This is a genomic window from Arthrobacter humicola, assembly GCF_022803015.1.
Classification (GTDB): domain Bacteria; phylum Actinomycetota; class Actinomycetes; order Actinomycetales; family Micrococcaceae; genus Arthrobacter; species Arthrobacter humicola_A.
In genome coordinates this window covers 316,948-335,578 of the sequence record NZ_JAFKON010000003.1, presented here as the reverse complement: position 1 = coordinate 335,578, position 18,631 = coordinate 316,948, and the positions used below count along the sequence as shown (strand labels likewise).

Below are 18,631 nucleotides of genomic sequence, written 5' to 3'. Positions count from 1 at the left end.
AGTTTATGACTAGGCTAAGCCTATGGTGGATCAGCCGGCGGACGGCGTATATCCGGAATATTGGGAAGCCGATGTTGTCCTGCGCGACGGCGGCACGGCGCATGTGCGCCCCATCCACCCCTCCGATGCAGATGCGGTCCAGGCCTTCCACGTGGGCCAGTCCCAGAAGTCCATCTACATGCGCTTCTTCGCCTTCAAGTCCAAGCTTTCCAGCAAGGAACTCAAGCGCTTCACCGAGGTGGACTACAAGGACCGGGTGGCCCTGGTCATCACCATCGGCGGCGAAATCCTGGGCATCGGCCGTTACGACCGGCTCGATGACCCGGCCGAGGCCGAGGTCGCCTTCAACATCGCCGACGCCCATCAGGGCCGCGGCATCGGCTCGATCCTGCTCGAACACCTCGCCGCCGCGGCCCGCGAGAACGGGATCCGCAAGTTCAGTGCCGAGGTGCTTCCGGAGAACCGCAAGATGCTCATGGTCTTCTCCGACGCCGGCTACGACGTCAAACGCCACTTCGACGACGGCGTCGTCAGCCTCGAGTTCAACATCGACCCCACCGACAAATCCCGCGCCGTGATGGAATCCCGCGAGCACCGCGCCGAGGCCCGCAGTATCCAGGAACTGCTCGCCCCGGCGTCCGTGGCCGTGATCGGAGCCAGCCGCAAATGGGGCACCGTGGGCTACCAGTTGCTCGAGCACGTCATCGAAGGCGGCTTCAGCGGCCCGGTCTATGCGATCAACCCGGAGGCCCTGGAACTGGCCGGCATGCTCTCCTTCGCCCGGCTCTCCGAGGTTCCCGGCCCGGTCACGCTCGCCATCATCGCGGTACCGTACGACGAGGTCCCCAAGGTGGTCCAGGAATGCGCGGCCGCCGGGGTCAAGGGAATCGTAGTGGCCACCGCTGGGTACGCGGACGACGGCGAACGCGGCCTGGCGCGCCAGCGCGAACTGGTCCGGCAGGCCCGGGAGAACGGCATGCGCGTGATCGGCCCGGCGTCCCTGGGCCTCGTCAACACCAACCCGGCCGTGTCCCTCAACGCCTCGATGGCACCGGCCCTGGCCCGCCGCGGCGGCCTGGGGCTGTTCAGCCAGTCGGCCGCGATCGGCGTCTCCCTCTACGCGGCCTCCAGCCGGCGCCGGGTTGGCATCTCGACCTTCCTTTCGGCCGGCAACCGGGCCGACGTCTCCGGCAACGACATGATGCAGTACTGGGAAGACGACGCCGACACCACGGCGGTGGGCCTGTACCTGGAATCGATCGGCAACCCGCGCAAGTTCTCCCGGCTGGCCCGCCGCCTTGCCCGCACCAAACCGGTGATTGTGGCCAAGTCCGACGCCATGGGCCTGAACCTGCCGCCCGGTCATGCCGTCCGCACCACCCAGGCTCCCTCGGAAGCGTTGGACGCCATGATGCGGCAGGCGGGGGTGATCCGGGTCGAGACCATCGAAGAGCTCATGGACGTCGCCCAGATCGTCTCGAGCCAGCCGCTGCCCGGGGGCCCCGGCATCGCCGTCTTCAGCAACTCGCGCGCCCTTGGCAAGGTGGTCGCGGACAGTGCCGCCCGCCAGGGGCTCGGCGTGGAACGGATCGTGACCGACGTTGACCTCGACGCGGGCATGTCACGGGCGCTGCCTGCCCTGCGGCGGAGCCTGCAGGAAACCCTGACCGCGGACACGGTGCACGCCGCGGTGGTCGCGCTGCTGCCGGCGCACGGTCTCACCGTCGAAAAGATCGCCGGTGTGCTGGCCGAATGCTCCGCGGCGGCCGGCAAGCCGGTGGTGGCCGCCTTTAGCGGAATCCTTGATCCCTCCATCTATGTGGAGGGCATGGTCGGCGCCGAACCTGACCAGCCCCACCAGGCCGCCCCCGCTCCGCCGGTCCCGTGCTACTCCAACCCGGGTGCGGCGGTGGCGGCCCTTGCCGCCGTCGTGCGCTACGCCCAATGGCTGGACCGGGACCAGGGCCTGTTCGTGGAACCCGAAGGGTGCCACCCGGAGCCCGCCCGGGCGGACCTGGAGGTCCTTCTGCGCGATGTGGGCGGCGAGCAGCTCGTCCGGCTGGACCAGGACACGGCCGCCCGGCTGCTGGGCCACTACGGCATCCGGCTGGTCCCGTCCGTCGGGTTCGAAACGGCGGAGGAGGCCGTGGCCGCGGCCGGGCAGCTCGGCTGGCCCGTGGCATTGAAGACCACGGACCCGGCCCTGCGGCACCGGCTGGACCTGGGAGGTGTGCGGCTGGACATCCAGGACGCCGATTCGCTGCGGCGCAACGTGCTGGAGATGCGCAAGTCGCTCGAGCGGTACGGCTCGCCGTCCCTGGAAGTGCAGACCATGGTGCCCGTGGGGCAGGCCTGCACTTTCCGCGCCATCGAAGACCCGCTACTGGGGCCGGTGATCTCCTTTGGCCTGGCCGGAGACGCCGTGAACCTGCTCGACGACTGGGCCCACCGCGTGCCGCCGCTCTCCGGTTCCGACGTCCACGACTTCATCCGGGCGCCCCGGGCGTCGCGGAAGCTTTTCGGCTACCAGGGCCTGCCCGCCGTCGACGTCGCGGCGCTCGAGGACCTCGCCGCCCGCCTCACCAGGCTGAAGGACAACCACCCGGAGATCGCGCTGGTGCATTTCAATCCCGTCCTCGCCGGGCCCGATGGTGCCTCGATCCTGGCCGCCGATGTCAGGATCGCGAACGCCGCCCAGCGGACCGACAGTGCGCGCCGGGCGATGCGCAGTTAGGGTCGAACCTCCCGGGCTGCAGCCCGTGTCCGGGGCCCGGCAGTTAGCAAGTCCCCAGCTGATCTGTGAAAATGGAGACTATGAGCACCCAGCCTCCAGCACCCAAGCCCCTGGCGACCGCCCCCGCACGCCAGACCGCGCACCACCACGGCCTCCATGACCACAGTGCGCAGGGCCAGAGCCTGGAAGGGGCCCTCCAGCAGGCCGGTTTTTACCCCCGGCTCGTGGCCGACGTCGTCGCCGATGCCCTGGATGGCCGTGATTGCGTGGCCCACCTCGTACATCTCGAGACACACTTCGACAGGGCCGAGGTCCGCCGCCACATCACCGTCCTGGTGTTGACCGACGACATGTTGGTCATCACCCATGTCGACGACCAGCAGCTCGACGAGGCCGGCGAGCAGACCGTCGCCCAGGTGTCCACCGAGTCCGTTCCCGTCACCCAGATCCGCTCGGTGGTCTTGAGCTATGTCTACGCCCAGCCGCAGGACTACAAGCCTTCCGACCCTGTCCGCGAGCTGACGTTGTCCATTGCATGGTCCGGCGGCCAGCGCCTCGACATGGGTCCGGCCAGCTGCGGGGATCCTCAGTGCGAGGCCGATCACGGCTACAGCGGCACCATTGCCCAGGAAGACATCGTCCTGCGCATCAGCGCCGAAGCGGACGGCCTGCAGGCCGTACAGGACGCCAAGCTCTTCGCCCGCGCCCTCCGCGCTGTGAACACCGGCTCCGCGGCGCCGGTCCCGCACAACGGGCCCGGGCTGCCGCCCCGACCGCGGATGGGCGTGTTCGGAAACCGCCTCAGCCGCGGCCATCAGCGCTGACATGGCCCATTTCCGTCAGCCTGAGCCCGCCGAAGATCAGCTGCCAGTCCCGGTATTAGCTCCCTCCCTGGCCGCCGACGCCGCCGACACCGCCGCCGCCGTCCCGCTCGCCGCCGGCGCCGGTCCGTCCCCTCTCCCGCCCGCCCCGGCGTTCGGACACCGTTCCATCGCCGAGGTGCTCACCAGCGCCGCCGCCAGCCTGGGTGTCCCGGGGTTTGAGAACAAACTGAACCTTCCGGCCGCCAAACGTGTGTGTGTGGTGCTGGCCGACGGGCTGGGCCGGAACCAGTTGAAGCAGAAGAGCGCCCACACCCCGTTCCTGCGTGCGGTCCAGCAGGCCGGCCAGGGCCAGGTGCCCGTCTCGCTGGACTCGGCGTTCCCGTCCACCACCGCGGCATCCCTCGCCAGCTTTGGCACCGGACTGTCGGCGGGCCAGCACGGCATGGTGGGCTATGACGTCCTGGATCCGGATCAGGACCGGGTAGTGAACATGCTGGGCAACTGGGACGCCGGCGTGGACCCGCGGACGTGGCAGCCGTTCCCCACCGTTTTCGAACGGGCCGCGGAACACGTCGATGTCACGACGGTCAGCCTGCCGCAGTTCAGCACCTCGGCCATGACCGAGGCCGCGCTCCGCGGAGGCCGCTTCCTTACCGGAACCACGTCGCACGCCCGGACCGAAGCTGCCGCCGAGGCCATGGCCGGTGCCGGTCCCTCGCTGATGTACTTCTATGTCAATGAGCTCGACAAGGCCGGGCACCGCCACGGCTGCCAGTCAGCCCAGTGGGAGCACCAGCTGGAAGAGCTCGATGCCACGGTGCGCCGGCTCAACGCCACCCTGCCGGCCGGCACCACCGTACTGCTGACGGCGGACCACGGAATGGTGGACGTGCCCGAATCGCAGCGGATCGACTACTCCGCGGAGCCGGCGCTGCTCGCCGGGGTGCGGCACACCGCTGGAGAGCCGCGCATGGTCCACCTGTACCTCGAGGATGGAACGGACGACGCCGCCCGCAGCCGCCTGCTGGCCAACTGGCGGTCCCGCTTCGGGGACAGAATATGGGCCTTCACCCGTGAGGAAGCGATCGCGGGCGGCCTGTTCGGCGCCGTGCGGGCCGAGGCCGCCTTGCGGATCGGCGACGTCATGATCGCGGCCCGGGACGCGCTGGCGCTTTACGATACACGCAGGGTACGGCCCACTGCCCTTGAGGTCGTGGGCCAGCACGGTTCCCTGACGAAAGCCGAGCGGGAAGTCCCGCTGCTCTACTTCCAGGCCGACGGTAAAAAAGCGCCCCGCGGCTGACGTTCCCGCCTGAATTCGGGACGGAAATCGCTGCCTGAAATTCGGGACGGAAAATCCTGCCTGAAATTCCTGCCGGAAACGCGGGGCCCGGTTCTTATTGGTCGTTGCGGGTTCCGAAGACGATTTCGTCCCAGCTCGGAACGCTGGAGCGCTTCGGCTTGGCAGGCTGGCGCTCGGGCTGGTCCGTTCCGGGCTCGTTCCGGGCAGCGGCGTTGGACTCGCGGTGCTGCCGCCGGGAGGATCCGCCGCCGATCAATTCATCCAGGCCCGGGCTCGCCGTCGGGCCGCTCTTCGGGGCCGGGCGCAGTTGCGAGGCCGCGATGGTGACCTCCCGGGTTTCGGTGCTGACGCCGTCGTGCAGTTTCAGGGCATCGTCCTCCTCCGGGAGGCGCGGTGCGAGGCTCAGCCGCGAGAGCATCGACGGCCTGCCGTCGCGCCGTCGCGTGAAGGAGTCGGTTTCCGACGCGGCGGCCGCCTCCACTGCAGGAACGTCCGGCAGGCCGGGGTTGATGAGGGCCGGATCGGTCTCGGCCGGGGCGGGATCGCCCTCCGCAGCGGATTCGGGGATGGCATCCGGCTCCACAGCTGCCGGAAGCCCGGCTGCTTCCGGGACCTCCGACGGGCGGGGGTGGGCCGCGGGGACGCCGGTGGTCAGGAGCGTGGCAAGTGCATCGTCCGCGTCCTCGTCCACGCCGATCCGCTGTCCGCGGCGGGAACGCAGCATGTCCAGCAGCCCGTCGGCGTCTTGTTCCTGGTGGATCCTGTCCTGCTGGAGCAGCATCTGGTGAATAATGCTGTGCTGGCCGGTCGCTGTGCGGGCCGCTGCCTCGGCATCGGTTTCAAAGTCGAAAGGCCGGTCGGAGACGGCCGTGAGGCGCCGGGTCGGCACGGGGCCTTCGAGCGGCTCAAGTTCGCTCAGCTGCTGGGCCCAGCGGTTGGCGTTCTGCAGGGTCTTCCGGGCAGGGTGGAAGGTCCACAGGGCCGGCGGCTCCTCGCCGATACCGGCCGGGCCGCCGGGCTGGGGCTCGAAGCGGGCCACCACGTTCCAGCTGCCGTCGGGACGTCGCCAGGAATCCCACTCAAGTGTTGAGGGCTCGACACCGTGGGCTCTGAGCCGGTGCTCCACCATCTCGCTGAGGGACGCCGGGTTTTCACCGAACACCGACCGGTAGGCGTCGTGGCCCGGGGCGGGGGAGGCGACCTCCACCTTGCGGGCCTGCTGCGCGATGTACTCGCGTTCGGCCAGGACCGGGCCCTCGTAACGCTGGACTTTCTCCAGCGGAATTCCGGACAGCTCCGCCACTTCGGCGGCGGTGGCCCCGTTGCGAATCCTGGTCTGGATGTCGCGCGGCGACATGGCAATAGGGGGTGCGGCCGCGCTGGACGCGGTCTTCGCCGACGTCCGGCTGGCTGCCACCCGAAGTGCTTCATCGATCGGCAGCTGGAACATCTCGCCGCCGGTGCCACTCAACAGGAGATGCTCTCCGTCGTCGTGGACGCCTACAAGCCGTAGATCCTGCATACAAATCCTCCACCCTGGCATTACTAACAATCGAAACTCTGCCACCAGCCGGATGCATTTCGGCTTAGGACGGCAGGCGCGCCGTGATTTTCCGCTACTTTCCGCCGGTTTTTGCCGGTCTGCGGGAGAGATCGGGGCGAGGGGACCGGTGGGCTCTGGCATTCGGGAGGCGCTTAAGCAAAAATGACCCGACACCGGGCACAAAAACCGCATGTCCGGCGTTACAACGGTGAACCGTTCCCGGAGCCCAGGGTTACCATCCCGGCGGGCCATCCCGGAACGGCGAATCAATCGAACGAATGCGGAGTGTGAGCAACAAATAATGGCGACTGATTACGATGCGCCGCGTAAGACCGAAGAAGACATCAGCGAGGATTCGATTGAGGCTCTGAAGGCGCGGCGTACGGAGAAGCCTTCCGCCGTGGTGGATGAAGATGAGTCCGACCTCGCCGAAGGCTACGAACTTCCCGGCGCAGACCTGTCCGGGGAGGAACTGCTGGTCCGGGTCCTGCCCGCCCAGGCTGACGAATTCACGTGTGCCTCCTGCTTCCTCGTCCGCCACCGTTCGCAGATTGCCCGCGAAAAGGACGGCCTCAAGTACTGCAAGGATTGCGAGGGCTAGGCACGCGGCAGCCCTGACCAGGAACCCGGATCCCGGGCACGCATCTCAGGACCGGGGAGGAGGCGACGTGAGGTCCCCTCTGGGAGTTGGGGAGAGCCGTGCAGGAGGCGGTGGGAACTAAGCGTTGAGCGCGGCGATCAGTTGCTCCGGGTGGCGGCTGGACGCCAGCCAGTACGGGGTGCGGTCCGAGGGGTCCTCGATCTCGATCCGGACCACCGGATCCACCCACCCACGGATACACAGGAACGCCAGCCCATTGAGCCGGGTGCCCCGCTCCGCCGTCGCTTCTTTGCCCCGGAACGCCGTGGCCTTGCCCAGGAACCCGCGATCAATCGTGGCCCTGCCCACCTTCAGGGTGGTCCTCGTGACCGTGATTGACGGCGTGGACAGGACCAGCAGCACGGAGATGATGACGAAGAGCACGATCGCTGCGGTAATACCGGCCCAGATGCTGATGGGCGCCAGCATGAGGATCCCGGCACTGGAGAACCCCGCCGCAACCAGCCAGATCCAGAAGTTCGGCCAAAGCTTCTCGGAGTAAAGGGCAGTGGAGTCGCTCGGGGCGCTCTTCGGGGCAGGCGCGGCTGCGCTGGATTCGGGCATAAGCACAGCTTTTCATCTTTCCCGGGCTATTTCACCTCGGCCCCGCCCGGCTCCAGCCCTGGATCAACCCGCATTCACCCGCATCCACCGCGTACCAGTCCCGCGGGCGGCGTGCGCGGGCAGGCCGGCGGCGGCTAGGACGATGTTCCTTGCGGGCGTTAGAGTGAGGGACTGTGACTGAAGAAAACACCGCCGTCGCCAGTGCCGCCCCAACGGCCAGCGACGCAGCCTACGGAACGCCCACCTTGACGGTACAGCTGAAAATGCTCGACGACGGGCTCGAGCCGCCATCGTACGCGCACCCGGGCGACGCGGGCGCTGACCTTCGTGCCCGCGAGGACGTCGTCCTCGCCCCGGGGGAGCGCCGCCTCGTCCCGACAGGCGTCTCGATTGCGCTCCCGGATGGATTCGTTGCGCTGATCCACCCCCGGTCCGGCCTCGCCACCAAGCACGGACTCACGGTGGTGAACGCCCCGGGGACCGTGGACGCCGGCTACCGCGGTGAAATCGCGGTGACACTGCTCAATACGGACCGGGACGAGGCGATCGAGCTCCGCCGCGGCGATAGAATTGCACAAATGGTCATTCAGCGCGTGGAGTACGCCAGGTTCCTCCCGGTCGAGGAGCTCGACGGCTCCGTCCGCGGCGGGGGAGGCTTCGGCTCCACCGGCGGTTTCGGCGGACCGGCCTGAGCGCAGGCCCCGGCAACACCACGGGAGCCAACTGCGTTTCAGCAGTGCCGCAGGCACCGCAGCACATGCAGTCAATGATGCACGGAATAAGGAGCCGGCCGCGGGGTAGCGGGCGGCCACGCGGACAGGCGCCAGGACGGCGCCGGGCGGCGGTACAGGATCACAACTGAAGGAGACACCCCATGGTTTTTGGGCGCGGCAGGAAAGCCAAACAGGAGCAGCCGACCGGGGCCGATACGGACCAGAACGCTGTGGCCACGGAAGCTGCTGGTGACGCCGCCGCGACACCGGCCGGGAACGTTGCCAAAACCGCCGGCCGGGCCGCGACGGGCCCCTTCGACGTCTCGGAAATCGACGACCAGGACGGGTATGTGGACCTCGGTGCGCTGCTGATCGCACCCCGGGAGGGACTCCAGCTCCGCTTGGAGGTTGAAGAGGCGAGCCAGCGCGTCGTCGCCGTCACCATGGACCTGGAGGGATCGAGCCTTCAGCTGCAGGCCTTCGCCGCCCCCCGCTCCGAGGGCCTGTGGGATGAAATCCGTGAGCAGATCGGGCAGTCGGTCGGCAGCCAGGGCGGCCAGGTCGAGGAAGTCGAGGGCAGCTTCGGCACCGAACTCGTGGCGAAGCTTCCCGCCGGCGGCGCGGACGGCAGCCAGGGGTACCGCGTGGCCCGGTTCATCGGCGTCGATGGCCCGCGCTGGTTCCTCCGCGGAGTCTTCGGCGGCGAGGCAGCCCTTGACCGCGACGCGGCGGCCGGACTGGAGGGGCTCTTCCGGAAGATCGTCGTGGTCCGCGGCGAGAACCCCATGCCGCCGCGTGACTTGCTGCAGCTACGCCTGCCCAAGGACACCGCCGCTGCACCGTCGCCGCAGGCGGCCCCCGAATTCGAACAGCCCGAACGCGGACCGGAGATAACTCAGATTGGCTGATGCCGCCGGCAAGAAAGCCACCGCCGCCATGTCCGTCCGGGATTTGCCGGACCGCGGGCGGGTGCTGTGCCACGGCTTCATCGAGTCCGTCACGTACGTGCCCGCCAACCAGGTGGCTTCCTTCATTGCGATCCTGATCGATCACGACCTACCTGCGCCCGTCAGCCGTTTCCCGGGTTTTGGTGCCAAAGCCGGCTCCGGTGCCGGGGCGGCCAGCAGCCTGCCGGTCAACGGGGTATCAACACACCGGGTGCGCCCCGGCGCTCAGCGCCAGCGGCCGGCCGGTCCCAAGGAGCGGCTGCGCGTTGTTTGGCTGGGCCGGCGCCGGATCCCCGGCGTCGACGCCGGAACAGAGCTCCGGCTCGAGGGCATGGTCACCATCCGCGACGGGCTGCCCACGATCTTCAACCCACGCTACGAAATACTCTCCCGCCAGGAGGAGCAATGACCTTGCCCGAACACCCCGAGCGGGACCGCCCGGAGCGGCCTCAGCAAGACACCGACCGGCAGGAGCCGGCGGAATCCGCGGACGGCGGCCGGGACATCTCCGCACCCGTGACTTCCGAGCCCACCACCGCCCAGCCCACAACCGCCCAGCCCACAGCCGCCCAGCCCACAACCGCCCAGCCCACAACCGCCGCGCCAACTGTCGCTCAGCTTGCCGGGGACTACGCGGCCAAGGCCGGCCTGCACCGGTCGAGCAACGGCAACATTGATGTGCTTAGAAGCGCCGGCGGCATCCAGGGCATCGCCGAGAGCATCCTCCCGGGCCTGGTCTTCCTGATTGCCTTCACTATCGACCGGGAAAACCTGGCGATGGCCGTCACGGCCTCCCTGGCGGTGGCCGCCGTCTTCACCGTGGCGCGGCTGGTTCAGCGCAAACCACTGACGCAGGCTCTGGCCGGCTTCATCGGCGTCGGCCTCTCCGCCTGGCTGGCCACCTCGACCGGCAAAGCAGAGAACTTCTACGTCCTGGGGTTCTTCACCAACGTCGGCTACATCCTGGCAATGTCGATCTCCGTGGCCGTGCGCTGGCCGATCGCCGGCCTGCTCTTCGGCTTCATCCGCAACGAGGGCCTGGAATGGCGCAAGGACCCGAAACGGATCAGGGCGTACAGCATCGGCACGTGGGTGATCGTTGCCGTGCTGGTTCTGCGGCTCGTGGTGCAGGTTCCGCTCTACTTCGTGGGCGAGCAGGGCCTCGCCGCCCTCGCCACCACCAGGCTCATCATGGGCGCGCCGCTGTACATCCTCGGCATCTGGATTGCCTGGCTGATCACCCGGCCGGCCCCGGTGCCCGCCGCGGCCCCAGAGGCCAACTGACCCGATGCGCTATCAGATATGGCCGTTCCCAAACTTCGGGAACGGCCATATCTGGTAGCGCAACTACTGGGAGCGGAACGGATCAGCCGTCGAAGCCGTCGTCCCCGGCCGGTTGGGTGCCGTGGCCGTGCTGGTCCGAGGTCACCGGGTGCTGGTCCTCCAGCGGTGATTCGGGCGCCAGCAGGGCGCGGAGGTCGTCCTCGGCCGCGATCGTGGTGACAAAGAACAGTTCGTCGCCGCCGTCGATCACGTCGTCGCGGCTCGGCGTGATGGGCGCCTGGTCCCGCAGGATCGCAACGAGGGTGGCGTCCTCGGGCCACTGGACATCGCCCACGGTCAGCCCGATCACATGCGAGTCGTGCGGGACCGTGAACTCCACCAGCGAGGACACCCCGGTCTGCAGTGTCAGCAGCCGCACCAGGTCACCGATCTCCACCGCCTCCTCCACCAGGGCGGTCATCAGCTGCGGGGTGTTGACCGCGACGTCGACGCCCCAGGAGTCGTCGAACATCCAGTCGTTCTTGGGGTTGTTGACCCGGCCGACGGTACGCCCGACGCCGAATTCCGTTTTGGCCAGGAGCGAGACCACCAGGTTGACCTTGTCGTCACCGGTGGCGGAGACCACGACGTCGGCGTCCTCGAGTTTGGCGTCCTGCAGCGTGCTCAGCTCGCAGGCATCACCGACCAGCCAGTGGGCTCCGCGCAGCCCGCTCCGGCCGATGACCTCCGGCTTCTCGTCGATCAGCAGGATTTCGTGCTTGTGGGCCAACAACTCGCGGGCGATCGAGGACCCGACGCTTCCGGCACCGACGATGACGACTTTCACTCAGGACTCCTTGGCAGGGGATTTGGCGAGAATATGGCCGATTTCCGAGCTCCGGTCCACGTTCAGCATGGCGTGGACGGTGTCGCCGTCCTGGTAGGACGTGCCGGCAACGGGCAGCATGCCCTCGCCGAACCGGGTCAGATACGCGATCCGGATGCCGGCCGCCTTCTCGATCGAGGAGATCGGGTGCCCGATCCAGTCCGGGTTAAGGTCAACTTCGGCGAGGACCAGCCGGCCCGAGGGCTCCCGGTAGTCGCCGGCGATGTGCTGTTCGGGCAGGATGCGGCGCAGCACCTGGTCGGCGCTCCAGCGGACCGCGGCGACCGTGGGAATGCCGAGGCGCTGGTAGATTTCGGCGCGGCCCGGATCGTAGATCCTGGCGACCACATGGGGAACGTGGAAAGTCTCCCGCGCCACCCGGGTGGCGAGGATGTTGGAGTTGTCGCCGCTGGAAACGGCCGCGAAGGCATAGGCCTCCTCGACGCCTGCCCGCTTCATCGTCTCGCGGTCAAACCCGACCCCCGTGACCTTCCGTCCGGAAAACCCGGTGCGGAGCCGCCGGAAGGCGCGGTCATCCTGGTCGATGATGGCCACCGAATGACCGGCGTCCTCGAGCGTGTGTGCCAGGGTTGACCCGACACGGCCACAACCCATGATCACGAAGTGCGCCACAAGGGCCTCCTCTTGGTTCTGCGTCTGATACTGCGTAAAACTCTACCGGCCACGCGGTGCCGGAAGGCCACGGCCACGGGGCGCCGGCCGACGTCCTTGCGGACGCCAACTTCGCCGTCATGACATCGCGTCCGAATCAGACTAGCTTTGTGTGGTGCTGACAATTTTCAATGCCGTGAAGCGGGTGCTGGTAGGCAAGCCCTTCCGGAACGACCGTCTGGCCCACACGCTCTTGCCGAAGCGGATCGCGCTGCCCATTTTCGCCTCGGACGCGCTGTCCTCGGTGGCCTATGCCCCGGATGAAATCCTCCTGACCCTGGCCCTGGCCGGCGTGAGCGCGGTCGCCATCGCTCCGTGGGTGGGCCTCGCCGTCATGGTGGTGCTTCTGACCGTCGTGGCCTCCTACCGCCAGAACGTCCACGCCTACCCCTCCGGCGGCGGCGATTACGAGATTGCCAACGTCAACCTGGGCAAGTTCGCCGGCCTCACCGTGGCCTCGGCGCTGCTGGTCGACTATGTGCTGACGGTGGCTGTGTCCATGTCGTCGGCCGCGACGTACCTGACCACCGCCGTGCCCTCGCTGCACGGGCAGCAGGCGGCGATTGCCACGATCGGCGTCATCATCCTGGCCCTCGTGAACCTGCGCGGGATCAAGGAGGCGGGCAGCGTCTTCGCCGTCCCGACCTACATCTTCATGGCCTCGATCCTGGGCATGACCGCCGTCGGGGTCTTCCAGGCCGCAACCGGCCAGCTGGGGCAGGCACCGTCGGCGGCGTTCGAGATTGTGCCTGAGCCGGGCTTCGACGAAGGACTTGTCGGTCTGGCCGGCGCGTTCCTGCTGCTGCGTGCCTTCTCCTCCGGCGCGGCGGCCCTGACCGGCGTCGAAGCCATCAGCAACGGTGTGCCCAACTTCCAGAAGCCGAAGAGCAAGAACGCGGCCACCACGCTGCTGCTGCTGGGCGTGATTGCCTCGGCCATGCTCGCGGGCATCATCTACCTGGCCAACGCCACCAAAGTGCACATCGTGCTGGACCCGGCGACCGAATTCCTGCTGAACGGCCAGCCGCTGGAGGAGGGGTACATCCAGAACCCGGCCATCAGCCAGATCGCGCAGACCGTCTTCGGTGAGGGCTCCATCCCGTTCTATATCGTGGTGGCCGCCACCGGCGTCATCCTGGTGTTCGCCTCCAACACGGCGTTCAACGGTTTTCCGGTGCTCGGCTCGATCCTGGCGCAGGACGGCTACCTGCCGCGCCAGCTGCGCACCCGTGGCGACCGGCTGGCCTTCAGCAACGGCGTCCTGGCCCTGGCGGCCGGCGCCCTGGTGCTCATCATCGCCTTCAACGCCGACGTCACAAAGCTCATCCAGCTCTACATCGTGGGCGTCTTCATCTCCTTCACGATGAGCCAGCTGGGCATGATCCGGCACTGGGGCCGGGAGCTGAAGCTTTCCAAGGAACCTGCCGTGCGGTTGCGCATCATCAAGTCCCGGACCATCAACACGGTGGGCTTCTGCATGACCGCCCTGGTGCTGGTGATCGTCCTGATCACCAAGTTCTCGCAGGGCGCCTGGATCGCGCTGCTGGCCATGTTCGTGCTGTTCCTGATCATGTGGAGCATCCGGGCGCACTATGACAACGTGGCCAAGGAACTCGCCGTCGACGAGGACTCCTCGCCGCGCGCCCTACCCACCCGGGTGCACGCGGTGCTGCTCGTCTCGCACGTGCGCAAGCCGGTTCTGCGCGCCCTCGCCTACGCCCGGGCCTCCCGCCCGTCGCGGCTGGACGCCATTACCGTGGACATCAGCTCCGAGGAAACCGAGGCGACAGTTGCGGACTGGGAGAAGCTCGAAATCCCGGTACCCCTAACCGTGCTGGCCAGCCCGTTCCGCGAAACGGTGACCCCGATCATGGACTACATCAAGAACATGCGCCGCGATTCGCCGCGCGACCTGATCGTGGTCTACATCCCGGAGTACGTCGTGGGCAAATGGTGGGAGCAACTCGTCCACAACCAGACCGCGCTGCGCATCAAAACCCGGCTGCACTTCGAGCCCGGGGTCATGGTGTGTAGTGTGCCGTGGCAGCTGAAATCGTCCGAAGAAGCCAAGAACCTGCAGGATATCCAATGACCCACGACACCCGGACGCACGCCCACGCCGATACCCGCACCGAACTGACGCTCGACGTCGGACCCGTCGCCCACGGCGGGCACTGCGTTGCCCGGCACGAGGGACGCGTCATCTTCGTCCGGCACGGGATTCCCGGCGAAAAGGTCCGTGTCCGGCTCACTGACGACGGCCCGGCCGCGAAATTCTGGCGCGCCGATGTGGTGGAGGTACTGGAGCCCTCCCCGGACCGGGTGCCGCACTTCTGGGACCTCGCCGATTCCGCGCGTTCCTGGTCGCACCGGCACCCGCCCGTCGGCGGCGCCGAACTCGGCCACATCTCCCTGGCGCGCCAGCGCAGTCTCAAAGCCGAGGTCCTGGCCGAACAGCTAAAGCGGCTGGCCGGCGTCGAACTTGCGCCGGCGGGGCAGCTCACAGTCGAAGCCGTCGGCACGGCCGCGGGGGAGCCGGCCGCTTCCGGCCTGGGCTGGCGGACGCGTGCCGGCTTCGCCGTGACGGCGGCCGGCAAGCTCGGCATGCACGCCCACCGCTCCGATGCCATCCTGCCCGTGCGCGACATGCCGCTGGCCGTGGACGGGATCAACGCGCTCCGGCTCTGGGACATCGACCTGCAGGGCATCGACCGGGTCGAGGTCGCCGCCCCGGCGAACGGCTCCCGGCCGCTGGTGCTGCTGGTGCCAGCCCCGGGAACCCGGTCCAAGCGGCTCAGCGGCATCCTGGCCCAGCTGCCCGACGACGTCTCGGTCGCCAGCCTGGACCCGGCCACCGGCGAGGTGCTGCAGTTGCGCGGCCGCACCTACGTCCAGGAGTCCGCCGCGGGCCACGAGTACCGGGTTACCGGCGACGGCTTCTGGCAGATCCACCGGGATGCCCCGGAGACACTCGTCGGCGCCGTCACCGGCTTCCTGCACGACGGCGGCTACCTCGCGCCGGGCTCGGTGGTGGCGGACCTGTACGCCGGGGCCGGACTGTTCACGGCACCGCTGGCCGATGCCGTGGGCGTGACCGGATCCGTGCTCTCGGTCGAGGGAGCACCCGGAACCAGCCGCGATGCACGCAAGAACCTGCACGACGCCGCCCAGGTCGAGATCGTCCAGGGCCGTGTGGAGCGCGTGCTAAGGCAGAAACCCCGCAACTTCGACGCCCTGATCCTGGACCCGCCACGCGCAGGTGCCGGCAAGGCGGTAGTCAAACAGCTGATCGACACCGGTCCCCGGGCCGTCGCCTACGTCTCCTGCGATCCGGCCTCATTCGCCCGCGACCTTGGCTATTTCCGGCAGGGCGGCTGGGGCCTGGCCGGGCTGCGTGCCTTCGACCTGTACCCGCATACCCACCACATGGAGACTGTGGCGTTGCTGACTCCTCAACCGTGATGCCACTAGGATGGGCGTAGTAGTCCGTCGTCGCGCTCCATCATCAGTGGTTAATTGAGTACTGGCGTTGAATTAACCACCTGCGTTGATTTAGCGGCCGTTCCCTGCGTTCTTACCTGCATTGCGTACCCTGATGTACCGATGCCTGTATTAGTTAGGCCGACCTAACTAGCAAGGGTCCAGTAGCGCGACAAAGATGAAACTGTTGCGAGAGGAGTCCTGCGATGAGCATTGTGGACAGCTTCGGTTCAAAAGGCAAACTTAATGTAGCCGGAACCGAATATGAAATTTTCCGGTTGAACTCCGTCGAAGGTGCAGAAAACCTTCCGTTCAGCCTCAAGGTATTGCTTGAAAACCTGTTGAGGACCGAGGACGGTGCCAACATCACGGCCGACCACGTCCGTGCGCTGGCAGGCTGGGATCCCAGCGCCGAGCCCGACACCGAGATCCAGTTCACGCCGGCGCGCGTGATCATGCAGGACTTCACCGGCGTGCCGTGCGTCGTTGACCTCGCCACCATGCGTGAGGCCGTCAAGGAGCTCGGCGGAGACCCGAAGCGGGTCAACCCGCTGGCACCGGCCGAAATGGTCATTGACCACTCGGTCCAGATTGACGCCTTCGGCAACTCCGGCGCACTGGAGCGCAATATGGAGATCGAATACCAGCGCAACGGGGAGCGTTACCAGTTCCTGCGCTGGGGCCAGACTGCATTTGACGACTTCAAGGTCGTCCCGCCGGGCACCGGCATTGTGCACCAGGTCAACATCGAGTACCTGGCCCGCACCGTCATGACCCGTGAAGTCGACGGCGTTGTCCGCGCTTACCCGGACACCTGCGTCGGCACCGACTCGCACACCACCATGGTCAACGGCCTGGGCGTGCTGGGCTGGGGCGTTGGCGGCATCGAGGCCGAGGCTGCCATGCTTGGCCAGCCCGTGTCCATGCTCATCCCGCGCGTCGTGGGCTTCAAGCTCACCGGCTCCATCCCGGCCGGCGCCACCGCCACCGACGTCGTCCTGACCATCACCGAGCAGCTGCGCAAGCACGGTGTGGTCGGCAAGTTCGTCGAGTTCTACGGTGAAGGCGTCGCGGCTGTGCCGCTGGCCAACCGTGCAACGATCGGCAACATGAGCCCGGAGTTCGGCTCCACCGCCGCGATGTTCCCGATCGACGACGTCACCCTCGACTACCTGCGCCTCACCGGCCGGTCCGACGAGAACGTCGCGCTCGTGGAGTCGTACGCGAAGGAACAGGGCCTCTGGCACGACCCCTCCCGCGAGATCAAGTTCTCCGAGTACCTCGAACTGGACCTGTCCACGGTTGTTCCGTCGATCTCCGGCCCGAAGCGCCCGCAGGACCGCATCATCCTCACGGAGTCCAAGGCCCAGTTCCGCGAGGACCTGCGCAACTACGTGAAGGAAGACCTGGCCGACGGAAGCCTGGACGAAGCGATCGACGAAAGCTTCCCGGCTTCGGACTCGCCCTCATTCACCGCCTCTTCGTCGCACCTGAGCGACGTGGCCCCGCACGCGCACGGCCCGAAGTCCAACGGCCGCCCGTCCAACAAGGTCAGCGTCAAGACCGCGGACGGACGCGAGTTCGAGCTCGACCACGGCGCGGTCTCGATCGCCTCGATCACCTCCTGCACCAACACGTCCAACCCGTCCGTGATGCTGGCCGCCGCACTGCTGGCCCGCAACGCCGTCGACAAGGGCCTGACGTCCAAGCCCTGGGTCAAGACCTCCGTGGCTCCCGGTTCCAAGGTAGTCACCGACTACTACAACAAGTCGGGCCTGACCCCGTACCTGGAGAAGCTCGGCTTCTACATCGTGGGCTATGGCTGCGCCACCTGCATCGGCAACTCCGGTCCGCTCGACGCCGAGATCTCCGAGGCCATCCAGGCCAACGACCTCTCCGTCACCGCGGTGCTCTCCGGCAACCGTAACTTCGAAGGCCGGATCAACCCGGACGTGAAGATGAACTACCTGGCCTCCCCGCCGCTGGTCATCGCTTACGCCCTGGCCGGTTCCATGGACTTCGACTTCGACAACGACGCCCTGGGCCAGGACGAGGCCGGCAACGACGTCTTCCTGAAGGACATCTGGCCGAACCCGGTCGAGGTCCAGCAGGTCATCGATTCCTCGATCGACAAGGAAATGTTCGCCCGCGGCTACGAAGGCGTCTTTGAGGGCGACGATCGCTGGAAGGCGCTCGACACCCCCGCCGGCGACACCTTCGCCTGGGACGAGAAGTCCACGTACGTCCGCAAGCCCCCGTACTTCGAGGGCATGAAGGCCCAGCCGGAGCCGGTCCAGGACATCACCGGTGCGCGTGTGCTGCTCAAGCTGGGCGACTCCGTCACCACGGACCACATCTCCCCGGCCGGTTCCTTCAAGTCGGACACCCCGGCCGGCCAGTACCTGCTGGCCAACGGTGTGGAGCGCAAGGACTTCAACTCCTACGGCTCACGCCGTGGCAACCACGAGGTCATGATCCGCGGCACGTTCGCGAACATCCGCATCAAGAACCAGCTCCTGGACGGCGTGGAGGGCGGCTTCACCCGCGACTTCACCCAGGCCGACGGCCCGCAGGCCTACGTCTACGACGCCGCGCAGAACTACCAGGCAGCCGGCACCGCGCTGGTGGTCCTGGCAGGCAAGGAGTACGGCTCGGGTTCGTCCCGTGACTGGGCCGCCAAGGGCACTGCCCTGCTGGGCGTCAAGGCTGTCGTTGCCGAGAGCTACGAGCGCATCCACCGCTCCAACCTGATCGGCATGGGTGTCCTCCCGCTGCAGTACCCGGCCGGCCAGAACGCCGCCAGCCTGGGCCTGACCGGTACGGAAACCTACGCAGTTGAGGGCGTCACCGCCCTGAACGACGGCACCACGCCGAAGACCCTCAAGGTCACGGCCACCGCCGAAGACGGTTCCGTCACGTCCTTCGACGCCGTGCTGCGCATCGATACGCCGGGCGAGGCGGACTACTACCGCAACGGCGGCATCCTGCAGTACGTCCTGCGCCAGATCTCCGCACACTAGCGGAGCTGCCGGGCACGCTCCGGTAACGCATGCAACGGCCCC

General features: G+C 67.6%; 15 protein-coding genes. 11 read left to right on the top strand and 4 right to left on the bottom strand.

All coding sequences use genetic code 11. The features are described 5' to 3' along the window. Positions 1 to 22: 22 nt before the first annotated feature. From ARTB_RS08990 to ARTB_RS08980, 3 genes are all read left to right on the top strand, one after another. The gene (locus ARTB_RS08990) at positions 23 to 2,734 is read left to right on the top strand and encodes a bifunctional acetate--CoA ligase family protein/GNAT family N-acetyltransferase (RefSeq protein ID WP_243179360.1); all 2,712 of its coding nucleotides are present in this window, start codon (positions 23 to 25) and stop codon (positions 2,732 to 2,734) included. Positions 2,735 to 2,814: 80 nt separating this feature from the next. After that, positions 2,815 to 3,558: a DUF5998 family protein gene (locus ARTB_RS08985; RefSeq protein ID WP_223917079.1), complete on the top strand. Its 744-nt coding sequence runs from the start codon at positions 2,815 to 2,817 to the stop codon at positions 3,556 to 3,558. Between the two features lies 1 nt (position 3,559). Further along, complete coding sequence (locus ARTB_RS08980) at positions 3,560 to 4,861, top strand: alkaline phosphatase family protein (protein WP_243179358.1); 1,302 nt, start codon at positions 3,560 to 3,562, stop codon at positions 4,859 to 4,861. 94 nt (positions 4,862 to 4,955) lie between these two features. Here ARTB_RS08980 and sepH read toward each other — a convergent pair whose 3' ends face one another. Continuing rightward, positions 4,956 to 6,383 (bottom strand): septation protein SepH, encoded by a 1,428-nt coding sequence (gene sepH / locus ARTB_RS08975; protein WP_243179343.1) that lies wholly within the window; start codon positions 6,381 to 6,383, stop codon positions 4,956 to 4,958. Positions 6,384 to 6,705: 322 nt separating this feature from the next. On the opposite strand from sepH, the gene ARTB_RS08970 reads away from it, so the two are divergent. Continuing rightward, positions 6,706 to 7,005 (top strand): DUF4193 domain-containing protein, encoded by a 300-nt coding sequence (locus ARTB_RS08970; RefSeq protein WP_243179335.1) that lies wholly within the window; start codon positions 6,706 to 6,708, stop codon positions 7,003 to 7,005. Between the two features lie 117 nt (positions 7,006 to 7,122). Here ARTB_RS08970 and ARTB_RS08965 read toward each other — a convergent pair whose 3' ends face one another. Next, the gene (locus ARTB_RS08965) at positions 7,123 to 7,608 is read right to left on the bottom strand and encodes a DUF3093 domain-containing protein (RefSeq protein WP_243179334.1); all 486 of its coding nucleotides are present in this window, start codon (positions 7,606 to 7,608) and stop codon (positions 7,123 to 7,125) included. A 173-nt stretch (positions 7,609 to 7,781) separates the two neighbouring features. Here ARTB_RS08965 and dut point away from each other — a divergent pair, with 173 nt between their 5' ends. From dut to ARTB_RS08945, 4 genes are all read left to right on the top strand, one after another. Beyond that, positions 7,782 to 8,300, top strand: coding sequence for a dUTP diphosphatase (gene dut, locus ARTB_RS08960; protein ID WP_230010969.1), 519 nt, complete (start codon positions 7,782 to 7,784; stop codon positions 8,298 to 8,300). A 182-nt stretch (positions 8,301 to 8,482) separates the two neighbouring features. Beyond that, entirely contained in the window at positions 8,483 to 9,229 is a 747-nt protein-coding gene (locus ARTB_RS08955; protein WP_243179332.1) for a DUF3710 domain-containing protein, read from the top strand. Beyond that, complete coding sequence (locus tag ARTB_RS08950) at positions 9,222 to 9,677, top strand: hypothetical protein (RefSeq protein WP_243179330.1); 456 nt, start codon at positions 9,222 to 9,224, stop codon at positions 9,675 to 9,677. The genes ARTB_RS08955 and ARTB_RS08950 overlap by 8 nt, the downstream gene beginning before the upstream one ends. After that, positions 9,674 to 10,552 carry a DUF3159 domain-containing protein gene (locus ARTB_RS08945; RefSeq protein ID WP_243179328.1) on the top strand — a complete coding sequence of 293 codons (879 nt, stop codon included), beginning with the start codon at positions 9,674 to 9,676 and terminating at the stop codon, positions 10,550 to 10,552. Before ARTB_RS08950 ends, ARTB_RS08945 begins: the two co-directional genes overlap by 4 nt. Positions 10,553 to 10,634: 82 nt before the next feature. Here the strand turns inward: ARTB_RS08945 and ARTB_RS08940 are convergent, their stop codons facing one another. Further along, positions 10,635 to 11,378 (bottom strand): potassium channel family protein, encoded by a 744-nt coding sequence (locus ARTB_RS08940; RefSeq protein WP_018772421.1) that lies wholly within the window; start codon positions 11,376 to 11,378, stop codon positions 10,635 to 10,637. Further along, positions 11,379 to 12,050 (bottom strand): potassium channel family protein, encoded by a 672-nt coding sequence (locus ARTB_RS08935; protein ID WP_028277003.1) that lies wholly within the window; start codon positions 12,048 to 12,050, stop codon positions 11,379 to 11,381. Positions 12,051 to 12,204: 154 nt separating this feature from the next. On the opposite strand from ARTB_RS08935, the gene ARTB_RS08930 reads away from it, so the two are divergent. The 3 genes from ARTB_RS08930 to ARTB_RS08920 all read left to right on the top strand — a co-directional run bounded on the left by ARTB_RS08930 (position 12,205) and on the right by ARTB_RS08920 (position 18,589). Continuing rightward, positions 12,205 to 14,181, top strand: coding sequence for an APC family permease (locus ARTB_RS08930; protein ID WP_243179312.1), 1,977 nt, complete (start codon positions 12,205 to 12,207; stop codon positions 14,179 to 14,181). Further along, complete coding sequence (locus ARTB_RS08925) at positions 14,178 to 15,551, top strand: class I SAM-dependent RNA methyltransferase (protein WP_243179310.1); 1,374 nt, start codon at positions 14,178 to 14,180, stop codon at positions 15,549 to 15,551. Before ARTB_RS08930 ends, ARTB_RS08925 begins: the two co-directional genes overlap by 4 nt. A 224-nt stretch (positions 15,552 to 15,775) precedes the next feature. Continuing rightward, positions 15,776 to 18,589, top strand: coding sequence for an aconitate hydratase (locus tag ARTB_RS08920; protein WP_243179307.1), 2,814 nt, complete (start codon positions 15,776 to 15,778; stop codon positions 18,587 to 18,589). Positions 18,590 to 18,631 lie beyond the last annotated feature (42 nt).

Bases quoted from the DNA above. Each gene is read 5' to 3' on its own strand.
- ARTB_RS08990 (WP_243179360.1), top strand. From the start codon at position 23: ATGGTGGATCAGCCGGCGGACGGCGTATATCCGGAATATTGGGAAGCC.
- ARTB_RS08985 (WP_223917079.1), top strand. From the start codon at position 2,815: ATGAGCACCCAGCCTCCAGCACCCAAGCCCCTGGCGACCGCCCCCGCA.
- ARTB_RS08980 (WP_243179358.1), top strand. From the start codon at position 3,560: ATGGCCCATTTCCGTCAGCCTGAGCCCGCCGAAGATCAGCTGCCAGTC.
- sepH (WP_243179343.1), bottom strand. From the start codon at position 6,383: ATGCAGGATCTACGGCTTGTAGGCGTCCACGACGACGGAGAGCATCTC.
- ARTB_RS08970 (WP_243179335.1), top strand. From the start codon at position 6,706: ATGGCGACTGATTACGATGCGCCGCGTAAGACCGAAGAAGACATCAGC.
- ARTB_RS08965 (WP_243179334.1), bottom strand. From the start codon at position 7,608: ATGCCCGAATCCAGCGCAGCCGCGCCTGCCCCGAAGAGCGCCCCGAGC.
- ARTB_RS08955 (WP_243179332.1), top strand. From the start codon at position 8,483: ATGGTTTTTGGGCGCGGCAGGAAAGCCAAACAGGAGCAGCCGACCGGG.
- ARTB_RS08945 (WP_243179328.1), top strand. From the start codon at position 9,674: ATGACCTTGCCCGAACACCCCGAGCGGGACCGCCCGGAGCGGCCTCAG.
- ARTB_RS08925 (WP_243179310.1), top strand. From the start codon at position 14,178: ATGACCCACGACACCCGGACGCACGCCCACGCCGATACCCGCACCGAA.
- ARTB_RS08920 (WP_243179307.1), top strand. From the start codon at position 15,776: ATGAGCATTGTGGACAGCTTCGGTTCAAAAGGCAAACTTAATGTAGCC.